This window comes from Streptomyces griseosporeus, assembly GCF_014656055.1.
GTDB lineage: Bacteria > Actinomycetota > Actinomycetes > Streptomycetales > Streptomycetaceae > Streptomyces > Streptomyces griseosporeus.
In genome coordinates, this window is sequence record NZ_BNBR01000001.1 from 466955 (window position 1) to 481889 (window position 14935).

General features: G+C 74.3%; 15 protein-coding genes. 10 read left to right on the forward strand and 5 right to left on the reverse strand.

The window, feature by feature from the left end; all coding sequences use genetic code 11:
- Positions 1-119 precede the first annotated feature (119 nt).
- The 3 genes from IE308_RS02090 (at position 120) to IE308_RS02100 (ending at position 3572) form a co-directional block, all read left to right on the forward strand.
- A complete protein-coding gene (locus IE308_RS02090) occupies positions 120-1100 on the forward strand; it encodes an ROK family protein (RefSeq protein ID WP_190216332.1) in 981 nt (326 codons plus the stop codon).
- A 43-nt stretch (positions 1101-1143) separates the two neighbouring features.
- Positions 1144-2337, forward strand: a complete 1194-nt coding sequence (manA, locus tag IE308_RS02095) for a mannose-6-phosphate isomerase, class I (RefSeq protein WP_190216333.1) — start codon at positions 1144-1146, stop codon at positions 2335-2337.
- Between the two features lie 155 nt (positions 2338-2492).
- Positions 2493-3572 (forward strand): fatty acid desaturase family protein, encoded by a 1080-nt coding sequence (locus IE308_RS02100; RefSeq protein WP_190216334.1) that lies wholly within the window; start codon positions 2493-2495, stop codon positions 3570-3572.
- A 54-nt stretch (positions 3573-3626) separates the two neighbouring features.
- On the opposite strand, the gene IE308_RS02105 is transcribed toward IE308_RS02100, so the two are convergent.
- The 3 genes from IE308_RS02105 to IE308_RS02115 form a co-directional block, all read right to left on the reverse strand.
- A complete protein-coding gene (locus tag IE308_RS02105; protein WP_190216335.1) occupies positions 3627-4622 on the reverse strand; it encodes an MBL fold metallo-hydrolase in 996 nt (331 codons plus the stop codon).
- A gap of 199 nt (positions 4623-4821) precedes the next feature.
- Positions 4822-6216, reverse strand: coding sequence for a phosphatase PAP2 family protein (locus tag IE308_RS02110; protein ID WP_190217331.1), 1395 nt, complete (start codon positions 6214-6216; stop codon positions 4822-4824).
- A 137-nt stretch (positions 6217-6353) separates the two neighbouring features.
- Complete coding sequence (locus IE308_RS02115) at positions 6354-7253, reverse strand: aminoglycoside phosphotransferase family protein (RefSeq protein WP_229908665.1); 900 nt, start codon at positions 7251-7253, stop codon at positions 6354-6356.
- Positions 7254-7423: 170 nt separating this feature from the next.
- Between IE308_RS02115 and IE308_RS02120 the strand changes: the two genes are divergently transcribed.
- Positions 7424-8869, forward strand: coding sequence for an MFS transporter (locus IE308_RS02120; RefSeq protein WP_110635013.1), 1446 nt, complete (start codon positions 7424-7426; stop codon positions 8867-8869).
- A gap of 221 nt (positions 8870-9090) precedes the next feature.
- Here IE308_RS02120 and IE308_RS02125 read toward each other — a convergent pair whose 3' ends face one another.
- Positions 9091-9306 carry a hypothetical protein gene (locus tag IE308_RS02125; RefSeq protein ID WP_110637423.1) on the reverse strand — a complete coding sequence of 72 codons (216 nt, stop codon included), beginning with the start codon at positions 9304-9306 and terminating at the stop codon, positions 9091-9093.
- Between the two features lie 137 nt (positions 9307-9443).
- Here IE308_RS02125 and IE308_RS02130 point away from each other — a divergent pair, with 137 nt between their 5' ends.
- From IE308_RS02130 to grpE, 4 genes are all read left to right on the forward strand, one after another.
- On the forward strand, positions 9444-10094 hold the full coding sequence (locus tag IE308_RS02130; RefSeq protein ID WP_190216337.1) for an HAD family hydrolase: 651 nt from the start codon (positions 9444-9446) through the stop codon (positions 10092-10094).
- Positions 10095-10145: 51 nt separating this feature from the next.
- Entirely contained in the window at positions 10146-11063 is a 918-nt protein-coding gene (locus tag IE308_RS02135; protein ID WP_190216338.1) for an NAD-dependent protein deacetylase, read from the forward strand.
- Positions 11064-11119: 56 nt separating this feature from the next.
- Complete coding sequence (locus IE308_RS02140; protein WP_190216339.1) at positions 11120-11470, forward strand: J domain-containing protein; 351 nt, start codon at positions 11120-11122, stop codon at positions 11468-11470.
- A gap of 82 nt (positions 11471-11552) precedes the next feature.
- Positions 11553-12095: a nucleotide exchange factor GrpE gene (gene grpE, locus IE308_RS02145; RefSeq protein WP_190216340.1), complete on the forward strand. Its 543-nt coding sequence runs from the start codon at positions 11553-11555 to the stop codon at positions 12093-12095.
- A 273-nt stretch (positions 12096-12368) separates the two neighbouring features.
- On the opposite strand, the gene IE308_RS02150 is transcribed toward grpE, so the two are convergent.
- The gene (locus tag IE308_RS02150) at positions 12369-13781 is read right to left on the reverse strand and encodes an MFS transporter (protein ID WP_190216341.1); all 1413 of its coding nucleotides are present in this window, start codon (positions 13779-13781) and stop codon (positions 12369-12371) included.
- A 91-nt stretch (positions 13782-13872) separates the two neighbouring features.
- Between IE308_RS02150 and IE308_RS02155 the strand changes: the two genes are divergently transcribed.
- Positions 13873-14433, forward strand: a complete 561-nt coding sequence (locus IE308_RS02155; RefSeq protein ID WP_190216342.1) for a TetR/AcrR family transcriptional regulator — start codon at positions 13873-13875, stop codon at positions 14431-14433.
- 81 nt (positions 14434-14514) lie between these two features.
- Positions 14515-14742, forward strand: a complete 228-nt coding sequence (locus IE308_RS02160) for a DUF5133 domain-containing protein (RefSeq protein ID WP_110634995.1) — start codon at positions 14515-14517, stop codon at positions 14740-14742.
- Positions 14743-14935 lie beyond the last annotated feature (193 nt).

Below are 14935 nucleotides of genomic sequence, written 5' to 3' on the forward strand. Positions count from 1 at the left end.
CCGCAGAAAGTTCGACCGCCGAAGTTACCGCTGGACAACGTTGTCTCCACGGGGCACAGTAAGGGCCGCAGGTGAGGCACCCACGCCCCTGCGCCGATCCGAGAGGGGACACAGAACCCATGTACGGGGCACTCGACATCGGAGGAACCAAGATCGCCGGGGCGGTGGTGGACGCGGAGGGCCGGATCCTCGTCCGGGCCGAACGGCCGACGCCGGCCCGCGGATCCGCGGACGCCGTGCTGGCCGCGGTCACCTCGGTCCTGGACGACCTGTCCGCGCACGAGGCGTGGCACTCGGTGTCCTGCCTGGGAGTGGGAAGCGCCGGCCCCGTCGACACCGTCGCCGGCACGGTCAGCCCGGTCAACATCCCCGCCTGGCGTGACTTTCCGCTGGTCGCCGCGGTCGCGTCCCACCCGGGCCTGCCCGCCGCGGTCCAACCCGTCCTGACGGGCGACGCCGTCGCCATGACGGCGGCGGAACACTGGAAGGGCGCCGCGCGGGGTGCCGCGAACGCGCTGTGCATGGTGGTCTCCACGGGCGTCGGGGGCGGCCTCGTCCTCGACGGGCGGCTGCACCCGGGGATCACCGGCAACGCCGGGCACATCGGCCACATCAGCGTGGATCTCGACGGCGAGCCGTGCCCCTGCGGCTCCCGGGGCTGCGTGGAACTGCTGGCCAGCGGCACCGCCATCGCCCGGCGGGCCCTCGCAGCGGGCTGGCGGCCGCCGTCCGGCGCCGCACCGACCGCCGCGTCCGTCGCGGCGTCCGCGCGCGGTGGCGACGGGATCGCCCTGGCCGTCTTCGACCGGGCGGCGCAGGCGCTGGCCGCGGGCATCGCCGCGACCGCCTCGCTGGTGGAACTCGACGTGGTGGTGATCGGCGGCGGTGTGGCCCAGGCCGGCGACCTGCTCTTCACGCCGCTGCGCCGCCATCTGACGACCTACGCGGCCCTGAGTTTCACGCGCGGCCTGAAGGTCGGACCGTCCGCACTCGCCGGGGACGCCGGCCTCATCGGCGCCGCGGCAGCCGCCGCCTCGGCGCGCACGGACGCCCCGGGCGCGGGCAGGCCGCTCGGCGCGCTGCACCCCACGACCGCCTGACCTCGCACCCACCACCGCTACCGGACACGAAGGACCGCCCTGGATGGATCGGCTGATCAACACCGTGCAGCACTACGCCTGGGGGTCGGTCGACGCCCTTCCCGCGCTCCTCGGCACGCCCCCCACGGGGCGGCCCCAGGCCGAACTGTGGATGGGCGCCCACCCGTCGGCTCCCTCCCGCCTCGACCGGGGCCACGGCAGCGCGGGAACCCCCTCGCTGCTCGACGTCATCGAGGCCGACCCGGTCGCCCAGCTCGGCGAGGCGACGCTCCGGCGCCACGGCGTGCGGCTGCCGTTCCTCCTCAAGCTCCTCGCCGCGGCCGAACCGCTCTCCCTCCAGGTGCATCCGGACCGCACCCAGGCCGCGGCGGGATACGCCAGGGAGGAGGCCGCGGGCATCCCCCTGACCGCACCGCACCGCTGCTACAAGGACGACCAGCACAAGCCCGAGCTGATCGTCGCCCTCACCGCCTTCCGGGGACTGTGCGGTTTCCGCGACCCGCGGGAGAGCGCGAACCTCCTGGAGGAGCCGGGCGTCGCGGCGCTCGACGCGCACATCGCCGCGCTGCGGAAGGCGCCCGAGGAGGAGGCGCTGCACGACTGCGTCGCCGCGTTCCTCGACGCACCCCCGCACACGCTGGAGGCCGTCGCCCGCTCCCTGGCCCGGCTCGCCTCCGGGCCCGGACCCCGCGCCGGGACCTGGTCGGCGTACGCCGGCATCGCCCGCCGCCACCCGGGCGACCCCGGTCTCCTCGTCGCCCTGCTGCTCCACCTCGTCACGCTGAGCCCGGGCGAGGGCCTCTACCTGGGCCCCGGAGTTCCCCACGCCTACCTGGAGGGGCTCGGTGTGGAGATCATGGCGAGCTCCGACAACGTGCTGCGCTGCGGCCTCACCGCCAAGCACATCGACGTACCCGAACTGCTGCGCGTCGTCCGGTTCTCGTCCACCGCCCCGCACGTGCTCGGGCCGGAAGCCGGCCCCGGCGGCGAAGAGGTCTACGACACCCCCGCCGACGACTTCCGCCTGTCGCGGTGGGTGCTCCCGCCCGGCGGTCCCGAGCGACGGTTCGACGCCGCCGCTCCCCAGATCCTGCTGTGCACGCGGGGCTCGGCCCTCGTCCGTACGGCGAGCGGAGAACTCCCGCTTCCCCAGGGAGCGTCGGCGTACCTCCCGGCCGGGGAGGCGGGTGCGGTGCACGGCACCGGGACCGTCTTCCGCGCCACGGTGAACCTCTGACCGCACGCCGTCCGGCGGCCGGAGCGCGTCGGCGCGGCGCAGGTCGGCGGCCCGGCGGGGGTGGCAGCACCCGGGGCCACCTGGGGAAGACCCCCCGTCGGGGACGGTGACTGGCTGGCTGTTTCCGCCGCTCGGACCTGCGGAGACTCGTCGGCATGACGATTTCCCCGCAGGCACCGGTCGCCGTCCCGGCACCCGACGCCCGAGCCCGTACGTCCGACTCCCGCGCCGGCAGTGACTTCGCCCGGCTGTCCCGCCGTATCGCCGAGGCGGGACTGATGAGGCGCCGCCCCGGCTACTACACGGCACGGCTCGCGCTGGTGATCGCGCTGACGGCGGCCGGCTGGGGCGCGTTCGGCGCGCTCGGCGACAGCTGGTGGCAGTTGGCCGTGGCCGCCTTCCTCGCGCTGATGTCCGGGCAGATCGCCCTGGTGTCGCACGACCTGGCGCACCGCCAGGTGTTCCGGAGGGCCCGGCCGAGCGAGGTGTGGGGCCGGCTGTTCGGCAATCTCGGGATCGGGATGAGCTACGGCTGGTGGATGAACAAGCACACCCGCCACCACGCCAATCCCAACCACGAGGATCTCGACCCGGACGTCGCCCCGGACATCCTGGTGTGGTCCACCGAACAGGCCCGCCACAGCCGGGGCGTCGCCCGGTTCATCGGTGGCCACCAGGCGTGGCTGTTCTTCCCGCTGCTGACGCTGGAGGGCTTCAACCTGCATGTGGCGAGCCTGCGGGCGCTGCGCTCGCCGTCCATGAAGCACCGCGCGCTGGAGGCCGCGCTGCTCCTGTTCCACCTCGCGGCCTACGTGTCCGCGCTGTTCCTGGTGCTCCCGCCCGGCAAGGCGGTGGCCTTCCTCTTCGTGCACCAGTGCCTCTTCGGTGTCTACCTCGGCTGCACGTTCGCGCCGAACCACAAGGGCATGCCCACCTTCCGCGGCGACGAGCGGCCCGACTTCCTGCGCCGCCAGGTGCTCACGTCGCGCAACGTGCGGGGCGGGAGGGTCACCGACGTGCTGCTCGGCGGGCTCAACTACCAGATCGAGCACCATCTGTTCCCCAGCATGCCGACCCCGCATCTGCGGCGGGCCCGGACCGTCGTGCGGGCCTACTGCGCGGAGATCGGCGTGCCGTACCACGAGACCGGACTGCTGCGGTCGTACCGCGAGGCCCTCACCCATCTGCACCGGGTGGGTGAGCCGATCCGGCGCCGGCGCGGGGCAGCGGCCTGAAGCACGGGGGCTCCGCCGGGCCGCCGCCCGCTCCTTCCTCGGGGGGCTTCCGCCCTACCGTGCCGGGTCCGCGCAGGCGGTGGGCAGGTGGGCGGGGTTCTCGGCGGCCAGCTCACGTGCGACCGCCTTGACGTTCTCCTGCCCGATGGTGGGCAGGTCGGCGACCGGCGGGTAGCCGGGGTAGGCGCGGTCCACGGCGGTGACGAGCGACTTCTGCTCGGCCGGGGAGAGTCCGGTGCCCGCGGGGGAGGCCGGGGCCACGGCGGGCCGGACGAGGGCGCGGACGTGCCGGAGGTAGCCGCGCTGGTCGTCGATGAGCGTCCGGGCCGGGCCGGAAGCACCGTGGCCCGGGTACATCGTCCGGGCGTCGGGGAAGCGCCGGCCGAGCCGGTCGAGGATCTGGAGCCAGCCGCAGGTGTTGCCCTCGATCAGGGCGGGGGTGACCTTGCCGGTCGCCAGGTCGCCGGAGAAGAGGTCGCCGGTGTCGGGGCGGTAGTAGACGGTCGCGGTGTCGGACTCGCCCTCGGTGAATCCGGCGGTCTCCAGGCGGAGGCCGCCGATCCGCACCGGTGTGCCGTCCTCGAAGGTCCGGTCCGCGTAGGTGAGCCGGGCGGGGAAGCGGGGGTTGGCGGAGCGGGCCAGCGGATAGAAGCCGCGCTTGTCCTCCCGCATGGCCCGGTCGGTCGCCTTGGAGGCGTGGACGGGGGCGTCGGGGAAGGCCTCGTGTAAGGCGGCGGCTCCGCCGACGTGGTCGGGGTGGGAGTGGGTGAGCAGGATGGCGACGACGGGTTCGCCGGTCTTCTTGATCTCGGCTATCGCCTTGCGGGCGTCATCGGGGGTGCGCAGGGTGTCGACGAGGACCAGGCCGTCCGGCGCCTTGATCCAGTAGGTGTTGACGGAGCCCGGGTTCGGCGAGGCGTACCGCCCCGGCGGTGTCGGCCGGGCGCTCGGCTCGTCGGAGCCCTTGGCGGTCGAACAGCCCGCCACCGAGGCGGTCGCGCACAGGGTGGTGGAGGCCGCGGCCAGCAGGCGCCGCAGTCGTTGGTTCATCTGGATCCTTCGTGACGTCGGGTGGGCAGGGCGGGCGAGCCGCACCGGTCGGTGCCGCGTCGCCGCACGTGCTGGAGAACGCGTGAAGGTCCTCCCCCGACGTACGTCCGGTCATGTCGTCGTCGGCGCATGGATCGGCGAGGGGTCCTGCCGGAGAGGGCCTTCGGTGCGCGCACGCCCCGCAGCCCGTGGTCACGCCTCAGGCGGGCTCGGGTTCCGGTGCGGGTTCGGCCTCCGGCCGCGCTCCCGTCCGCTGGGCGGGCACGCGGACCGGTGCCCAGCGTCGGGTGGTGCGGACATAGCCGTACACCACGGAGGACATCGCCAGCAGCAGCAGTGGTCCGGCCACGAGCTGGTGGCGGGCCATCTCCATGGGGAGCCAGCGGTACGCCGCCAGCAGCGCGACGAAGACGACGGTGCCGTAGGTGATCAGCAGCGTGGCGGAGCGGTCCCAGCCGCGGTCGAACGCGCGCAGTGCCGCCTCGATGGTGAGCGCGAAGACCACGCCGGCGACGAGGTCGACGCCGTAGTGGTAGCCGAAGCCGAGGGTCGCGCAGAGGGTGGCGGCGAGCCAGAACGCCCCGCCGTAGCGCAGGAGCCGGGGTGCCCTGCGGGTGTGGATGAAGATCGCGACGGCCCACGCGGTGTGCAGGCTGGGCATGCAGTTGCGCGGGGTGAGCGCGTCGTAGGTCACCGGGTGGGGGGTGGCGAGCGGCGGCGGGGTGTCCGGCCACAGGTTGGCCACCGCCCACTGCACGCCGCCGGTGCCGGAGGCGCCGGGGCCGTAGGCGAAGACCGGGCCGACGACCGGGAAGATCATATAGACGGCCGGTCCGAGGAGGCCGATCACCAGGAAGGTGCGGACCAGGTGGTGGCGTGGGAAGCGGCGCTCGGCGGCCACGTTGCGCAGCTGGTAGAGCGCGACGACGATCGCGGCGACGGCGAGCTGGGCGTAGACGACGTGGATGAGGTGGGGGCCGATCGGGTCGGTGGCCCGGAGCAGACGGCCGACCAGCCAGGAGGGGTTGCCCAGCGCGTGGTCGGCCATGGCCAGGTACGGGTCGAGGACGGCGGGGCGGGCCTTCGCGGTGATGACCAGCCAGGCGTCGCCGGTCTTGCGGCCGGCCACGAGCAGCAGGCCCAGACCGACGCCCTTGAGCAGCAGGGCGCGGTCCTCGCCGGTGCGGCGGGTGAGGGCGAGGACCGCGCAGCCGAGCATCACCCACAGCGCGCCGTTGCCGAAGGAGTGGCCGTCGGCCGCTTCGACGCCGGCGGCCTGGCGCACGAGGACGAAGACGAGGTCGAGGGCGATGGCGGTGCCGGCCGCGAGGAATCTCTGCCGCCAGGCGAGCACGACCATCGTCAGCGCGAGGCCGCCGTAGAGGGGGCCGGGCTTGGGGGCGAAGACCATGCCCTTCAGCTGGGTGGTGACCGGACCGGGTTCGCCGTAGCGGCGGGCGGTGATCTCCATCGCGACGAGGAGCGCGAGTGCGGCGACGCCTGCGGCGGCCCACACCGCCGTGCGCGGCCGACCCGCCGTGGTCGACGCACCTGTGTTCTGTGTCTGCGTATTCACCCGCACCGCTCTGGACATCGACCGTTCAGCCGGTTTGTTCATATTGGCTCACCCTGGGAGCGATGAGGATAATCACCGCGAGATCGAACATGCTATCGGAGCTGGGTCGGGCCGCTCCGGCCGCGGGCCGGTTCGTTCGGTCGCCGGCGGCGGGGTCAGCCGATGAGGGCCTGGGTGATCTGGCGGGTGGTCTGGGCGGCCACCCGGGCGTCGGTCGCGGCGTGGGCGGTGTAGGCGCTGAGGCCGGTGGTCAGCGCCCAGCCGCGGCCGCGCAGCCAGGTGGCGTCGTCGACGCCGAGGGCCGCCCGGAACTCCGCGCGGGTCGGGGGCGACAGCAGGGTGAAGGCGATCATCAGGTCGCAGGCCGGGGCGCCGAGGCCGAGCCCGCCGAAGTCGATGACGGCGCTGAGCCGGCCGTCGACGGTCAGCAGGTTGCCGGTGTGGAAGTCGCCGTGGAACCAGACCGGCGGGCCGTCCCAGGCGGGTGCGTCCAGCGCCGCCTCCCACAGCGCGGTCAGCGCCGCGGCATCGAACACGCCGTCGAGCCGCGCGATGGCGGCCCGGGTGGCCCGGTCCCGCGCGGCCAGCGGCGGCAGTGTCAGGTCGCCGCGGGCGGTCGGCTCGCGGAGATCGCCCGGATCGCACCGCCGCAGGGCGGTGAGGAACGCGGCGAGGTCGGTGGCCGCCCGGCGGGAGTCGGCCAGCGCCTCCACGGTGGCCACCTCGCCGTCGAGCCAGCGGGACACCGCCCAGGTCCACGGGTAGCCGAAGGCGGGCCTGCCGACGCCCACCGGGACCGGGACGGCGAGCGGGAGGTGCGGGGCGAGCCGGGGCAGCCACTCCGCCTCCTTCCCGGCCTGGCCCATCGCCCAGGCGTGGCGGGGCAGCCGGACGGACAGCTCCTCCCCCAGCCGGTAGATCACATGGTCCGAGCCCGCCGGGTCGAGCAGGCGCAGGGGCAGCCGCGCCCACTGCGGGAACTGGGTGTCCACCAGACGTCTGACCAGTGCGGCGTCAATCGCGGGCCGGATCTCCGTGACGTCACCGGTCGTCAAAAGCAGCTCCTGTCGTCGGCCCGCTCCGGACAGCGGACGGTCAGGGCCCATCCCAGTGCGCCGCGCGGCCTCCTGTCGACGGCATTTCCCGCCGACTCCGGTGCGGGCGGCGCCGGTCGGCGACGAAAAGGTGTGGCCCGGGCTGCCGCCCGCTGGCTACGGTCCCCGCCATGGCGATCAGGGAGGCTCCGGGACACACGCCGCGCATACGGGGACGGGCCCTGGCCCTGCTGCTCGTGCTGTGCGGGACGATCTTCCTGGAGGGCAGCGACGTCGCCATGCTGGCCGTCGCCGTGCCCGCCATCCGCGCCGACCTCGGCCTGAGCACCGGCGCGGCGGCGTGGGTGATGAGCGGCTACGTGCTCGGTTACGCCGGTTTCACGCTGCTCGGCGGCCGGGCGGCCGATCTGCTGGGCAGACGGCGGATGTTCCTCACCTGGCTCGGCGTCTTCCTCGTCTTCTCGATGCTGGGCGGCTTCGCGGCGAACGGCTGGATGCTGGTCGCGGCCCGGTTCGTCACGGGGGTGGCGGCGGCGTTCATGACCCCCGCCGCCATGTCGATCATCACGACGTCGTACGCGGAGGGGCCGGAGCGCGACAAGGCGCTGCTGGTCTTCGCCGGTGTCGGCGCCGGCGGCTTCTCGACGGGCCTCGTCCTCGGCGGGCTGCTGACGGAGATCGGCTGGCGGTGGGTGTTCTTCGCCCCGGTGTTCCTGGCCGGTGCCCTCCTGCTCGCGGCGCTCGGGCTGGTGCCCGCCGAGCCCCGTCCGGAGCGCGCGGAGCACGGCTACGACCTGCTGGGCGCGGCCGTCGCCGCCGCCGCGATGCTGCTGTTCGCCTACGGCATCGTCCGGCTCGAACACGGCGCCGAAGGCCTCGGCCCGACGCTCGGCGCGCTCGGCGCCGGCCCCGCGCTGCTGGCGGTGTTCGTCCTCATCGAACGCCGCGCCACCGCCCCGCTCGTCCGGCTGGGCATCTTCCGCAAGTCTGCGATGGTCCGGGCCGATCTCGCCGCGCTGCTCTTCCTGGGCGCGTTCTTCGGCTTCCAGTTCATCGTCACGCTCTATCTCCAGGAGGTGCGCGGCTGGTCCTCCCTGCGGGCCGCGCTGGCGCTGATCGCCATGGGCTGCGACGCCGTACTGGCTCCGGTCCTCACCCCGCGCCTGGTACGGCGGTACGGCAACGGCCGGGTGATCGTCGGCGGCTTCCTGCTGGCGATCGTGGCGTACGGGCTCTTCCTGCCCGTCGGGCCGGACTGGTCGTACGCGGCGATGTTCCCGAGCCTGATCACCGCGGGCACCGCCTTCGCCCTCGCCTACGGCCCGCTGACCATCGCGGCGACCGACAGCGTGGCCGAGGAGGAGCAGGGCCTGGCAGGCGGGCTGCTGTACACGTTCACACAGTTCGGCTCGGCGGTCGGCATCTCCGCGGTGACGGCGGTGTACGGCATCGCGTCGGCCGGCACCGACGGATCGCCGGCCGCGGTGCTCGACGCGTACCGCACGGCGCTCGCCGTCCCGGTGGTGATGGTGCTGCTGGGAGCGGCGGTGTCGGCGGCCGGCCTGCGCGGCGGGAGCCGGCGGCCCCGGTCCCCTCGGCCTTCGTGGAGAAGCTGAGGGCCGTGCAGGAGGTCCAGTGGATGAACGTCTGCCTGGGGACGCACGAGTGCGACCTGTGCCCTGAGGGCGCCGCTCCGGAGGGGAACGGCTAGGTGCGGATCCCGGGCGAGCCGGGCGTCGCGTGCGCGGCGCCGTTCCTCGTCACGCACCACGTCACCGCCCACGGCTACCGCCCGCCGCCCCTGGAGCAGGGCGGGGTCGTGCCTTGCGGCCGGTGGTCAGACGACGGTCTCCCCGTCGTGGAGGCCGCCCGAGCAGCGCATGGTGAACTGATGGTCGCCCGTGCCCGTGTCCTGGATGATGATCACTCCTCCGCCCGCGATGCACTGGCTCGCGGTGACGTCCGAAGGGGCCGCCGCCGCGGCCGCACCGGGGGCGAGGAGGGTGCCGGCCGCGGCCAGGGCGGCGAACAGGGCGTACGACAGCTTGTGCATGACGCTGTGCTCCTCAGGTCGGGTCCGCTCCCTCTCAGCGTCGCGAGCACCGGCAGCGGCCGCCACCCGAGCGCGTCGGACAGCCGCCGACAGGCAGGGCGGGAAGGCGCCGGCGGGGCGCCTGGCATGATCACCCGGTGATCAGTGAACCTGCGCGGACGCGCCGCGCGAGACACGTCCTGTTCGATGTCGACGGCACCCTGATCGACGCGGTGGACAACCAGCGTCGCGTCTGGGCGACGTGGGCGCAGCGGTACGGCCTGGACGCGGACGAGGTCTACCAGGTGGCGCTGCGGACCCGGCCGACGGAGACGTTCGCTCAGGTCGCCCCGGACCACGACCCGGACGCCTGCCTGGCCGCGCTGCACGAGCTGGAGGACGACGACGTCCGCCGCGGCGTCTATACGGCCTTCGACGGCGCGTCGGAGCTGCTGGGCGGCCTGCCTCCGGGGAGCTGGGCGCTGGTGACCTCGAACTACGAGCACCGGGTGCGCGGGCGCTTCCGGCGGACCGGCCTGCCGGTGCCGGAGCTGATCGTGGACGCGGCCGCGGTGGAGGAGGGCAAGCCCTCGCCCGTCCCCTATCTGCGGGCCGCGGCGCGGCTCGGTGCCGAGCCCGAGGACTGCCTGGTCGTCGAGGACGCCCCGTCGGGGGTGCGGGCGGGGCTGCGGGCCGGGATGACGGTGTGGGGCGTGAACAGCGCCGTCGCGGTGGAGGGCGTACACCGCCATTTCGCCAGTCTCCGCGAGGCCGTTCCGCACATCCTGGCCTTCGCGTCCCACCGTTGAGCCGATCATCCGCCGGGGTCGTGGCGCGACCCGGTCACCTACCCTGGCGGCATGCGCATGCGCCCCACCCTGAGGTGGACCCCTGACGAGGACCTTCCGCCGGGCACCACGGACCTGGAGCCGGTCGTCGGCGCGCTGAGCGCCGGTGGTGTGCTGGTGCTCAGCGGGGCGGGCATCTCCACGGAGTCGGGCATCCCCGACTACCGGGGCGAGGGCGGGAGTCTGAGCCGGCACACCCCGATGACGTACCAGGAGTTCACCGGCAGCGCCCAGGCCCGGCGCCGGTACTGGGCGCGCAGCCACCTCGGCTGGCGCACCTTCGGCCGGGCTCGGCCCAACGCCGGGCACGCGGCCGTCGCCGCGTTCCAGCGGCTCGGTCTGGTCTCCGCGGTGATCACCCAGAACGTCGACGGCCTGCACCAGGCCGCCGGCGCCGAGCGGGTCGTGGATCTGCACGGCCGGCTGGACCGGGTCGTCTGCCTGGCGTGCGGTGCCCTCAGCCCGCGCGGCGACCTCGCCCGGCGGCTGGAGGAGGCCAACCCGGGCTTCGCGCCGGTGGCCGCGGGCATCAACCCCGACGGCGACGCCGATCTGACCGACGCCCAGGTCGGGGACTTCCGCGTGGTGCCCTGCTCCCGCTGCGGCGGGATCCTCAAACCGGACGTGGTGTTCTTCGGCGAGGCCGTTCCGCCCGAGCGCGTCGAGCGCTGCCGCGCGCTGGTCCGCGACGCCGCTTGCCTGCTGGTGCTCGGCTCCTCCCTCACGGTGATGTCCGGGCTCCGGTTCGTCCGCCAGGCCGCCGAGGCCGACAAGCCCGTCCTGATCGTCAACCGCGACCCGACGCGAGGCGACCGGCACGCCGTCACCCGGGTCGCCCTCCCGCTGGGCGCGGCCCTCACCACCGTCGCCGAACGCCTGGGCGTCACCGTCCCTGTCTTGACAACGGACGGCTCGGGTTTTATCTCGTGACTGTAGCCAAGACGGGTCCGTAACCGCAGCTCACGGCGTGCGAGGAGGTGGCCGGCATGCAGGCGCGGGATCAGGGGGCGGATCTGTACGCGGTGCTGGGGGTGGACCCCTCCGCGACGGTCGGGGAGATCACCTCCGCCTTCCGCGCCCGCGTGCGCGCCCTGCGCCCCGACACCCGCGTCGACGCGGTCACCGCCGCGCGGTTCGGTGAGGTGAAGGCGGCGTACGAGACCCTGCGCGATCCGCTGCGCCGCGCTGCCTACGACCGACGCCACCCCCGGATGCAGGGCTCTCCCCCGCCCGCACCCCGCGCGCGTCCGACGCGGCTCTTCCTCCTGGCGGTCGACGCCGCCCGCCCCGAGCCGCCGCTGCGCGCGGGTCCCGTGCGCTGGGAACCCGGCCGGTGAGGACGCGCACGAGCCGAGGGAGGAAGAGGAGCGACGTGGACGCCGTGATGGTGGGCGACGACCAGCCGGAGGCCGGCCGGCGATGACCAGGACCGAACCGCACAGCACCGAACTGGACCGGGTGAGGCGCCTGGTGGACGAGCGGACCGCCGACCTGCAGCGGGTGAAGGCCGAGTACGACAACTACCGCAAGCGGGTACGGCGGGACCGGCTCGCCGTACGGGAGATCGCGGTGGCCAACGTGCTGCGGGCGCTGCTGCCCGTCGTGGACGCCGTCGACCGGGCGTGCGCGCACGAGCCGCTGACTCCGGGGCTGAAGGACATCGCGGACAGCCTGCGGGAGCAGCTCGGCGCGCTGGGTGTCACGTCGTTCGGCGAGGTGGGCGATCCCTTCGACCCGGCCTGCCACGACGCCCTGGCCCACCATGCGCGCGCCGACGCCGAGGGCCTGGTCTGCTCGGCGGTACTGCGTACCGGCTACCGCGTCGGCGCCCATCTGCTGCGCCCGGCCGAGGTGGAGGTGACCGGCCCGGCGGAACCGCACGGCGACCGGTCCGGCGGGGCCCGGCCGGTGACCGGCCCTGGGCTTCTCCCGGCGAGCGGCCCTGCGGGCCCCGGGCGGTGACCGGCCCGACCAACCCTGGCCTGTGACCGGCCCGACCAACCCCGGCCGGTGACCGGCCCCTGTCTCCTCCCGTGACCGGCCCGACCAACCCGGCCGGTAACCAGCCCCTGTCTCCTCCCGTGACCGGCTCGGCGGGTCTCCCCTCCCCAGCCCCCGGACAGGCGAGGCGCGATCCGGCCCAGCCCCCCCTCCCAGGCGCTCCGCCCCGGTGAGGCCGCCGGGCCGGAGCGCCCGGGCGGTGGCCGTCCCCCCGGGACGCCCGGTCGCCACCCCTCAATGCTCCGGCGCCGGTTGCGGCGCCGCGGCGGCCGGCACCGGGTGGCCCGCTGCGGCCCGGCCGGCCGCCCGCGCGGACGGCAGGAGCTGCACAAGCCCCCCGAGCGTCGCCGCGACGGCGATCAGGTAGACCAGGCTGTGCCGGAACGCCTCGGCCACACCCTGGTCGACCGCCCCGTAGAACACGACGCCGACGATGCCGACGCCCAGCGCACCGCCCACCTGCTGAGCGGTCGTCAGCACCCCCGCCGCCGCGCCCGCGTGCCGGGGCGACACGCCCGCCAGCACCGTGCCCATGAGCGGCGCGAGGGCGAGGCCCATGCCGGCCCCGTCCGCCAGCAGCGCGGGCACCAGCCAGCCGAGCGGCGCCTCGCGCGTCACCGCCAGGAGGAGCCCGGTCAGGGCGAGGGCGCGGACCAGCGCGCCGAGGGCGACGACCTGGCGGCCGTGGCGTGCGGCCAGTCGGGGCGCGGCCCGGGAGGCGGCGAGGTAGCCCACGCCGATCGGGGTGAAGAGCAGACCCGCTCCCAAGGGGTCCAGGCCGCGGGCCTGCTGCGTGTAGAGCGCGAGGACGAGGAAGTACGCGGCCATGCCCATGGTGAACACCAGGTTCGCCGACAGGCCGACGGTGAAGGCCCGTTCGCGGAACAGGGCGGTGTCGACCACGGGTGCCTCGTGCCGCCGTACCGCGTACCCGGCGAGCAGCAGGACGGACGCGGCGAACGACACCCAGGTCCACCACGGCCAACCCTGCTCGCGCCCCTCGATCAGCGGGACCAGCGTCGCCAGCAGCGCGGCGGTGAGCAGCACGGTTCCGGCCGGATCGAGGCGCGTCACCGCACCGCCGCGGCCCTCGGGCAGCACCCGCCGGGCCCGTGCCACGACCAGCAAGCCGATCGGCACGTTGATCAGGAAGCAGAGCCGCCATCCGCCGCCCAGGAGGTCGGCCCGGATCAGCGCGCCGCCGATCAGCTGGCCGAACACCGCGGCCAGGCCCATGGTCAGGGCGTAGGCCCCGACCGCCCGGGCCTGCGCGGGCCCGGTGTAGGCAGTACGGATGATCGCCAGGACCTGCGGCGAGAGCAGCGCCGCCGCCAGGCCCTGGGCGACGCGGGCGGTGACGAGGGCGCCGGCGTCGGGGGCGAGGCCGCAGGCGAGCGAGGCGGCCGTGAACAGGGCGAGGCCCACGACGAACATCCGGCGCCGGCCGTACAGGTCGCCCAGGCGGCCGCCGAGGATCAGGCCGGCGCCGTAGGCGAGTCCGTATCCGGCGACCACCCATTCGACGGCGGTGGGTCCGGCGCGGAGGTCCTGCTGGAGGGAGGGGATCGCCACGTTGACGATGAAGAAGTCGAGGATGGTGACGAAGACACCGGTCAGGACGGTGGGTAAGACGCTCGCGCGTGCCATGGCCGCTCCCGAAGGGTAGAACGATCGGTACACACCAGAGATTAGATAGACCGATTGATCTACTTGTCAACCGCGTGCGAGACTTCCGTCCATGAGCAGCACGCGACCCGGCCCCCGCGAACGACTCCTCGACGCCGCCCGCGACCTGACGTACCGTCAGGGCGTGCACGTCGGCGTGGACGCGATCCTGAAACAGGCCGATGTGGCGCGCCGGTCCCTGTACCAGCACTTCGGCGGCAAGGACGGGCTGATCGCCGAGGTGCTGCGCACCAGCGCGCAGGAGGACCGCTACCGCACGGTGATGGACGCCGCGGGTGAGGACCCCCGCGCCCGTGTCCTCGCCGTCTTCGACGAGCTGGAACGCATCACCACCGCCCCCGGTTTCCGCGGGTGCCGCTACACCAGCGCCGACCTCGCCCTGACCGACCCCCAGCACCCCGCGCACACCGAAGTCCGCCGTTACAAGGACGGCGTGCACGCCCTGTTCACCGACGAGTTGACCCGGCTCGGCCACCCCTCCCCCGAGGCCGCCGCCGACCAGCTCCTCGTCCTCGTCGACGGCGTCCTCGCCCACGCCGTCACCCGCCCCGACGCCCACCCCGCGCGCGCCGCCCGCCGACTCGCCGTGCACGTCCTCGACGCCCGCGACTGACCGGGTGCATGCGGGTGGATTCCCGGGGCACACGCGTCCGTGTCCGACTCATCCGCCCCACCGTGACCAGGGAGGCCGACCGTGCTGATGGCGCACCCCGCAGTGCTGAAGAACCTGATCGAGCAGTACGAAACGCTCCGCGTCCTGCACGCCGAGCAGGGCAGCGCGGAGGTACGTCAGCGGATGGACGACCTCGCCTACACCCTGTGCGTGTCGACCGGAACCCGTGACATCGACGCCGCCCTCATCGCCGCCCGGCACCAGCTGCCCGGCGCCCGCCCCGAGGACGACTCCCTGCTCACCACCTGACCGACGCCGACGCGGCCCCGCCGATCTCCACCCGGACCGGCCGCGAAGACCTCAAGGCCCCGCCGGCCACGTCCACCTGCCGCAGGAGGCGCGATCAGTCGGCGGGGCTGATCAATGCCGTCGGCGCCGCCCAGGTGACGACGCCGACGGGTGGTGCTGTGGCGTTGTGGGCTTGTGGTGTCCGGGCCAACGC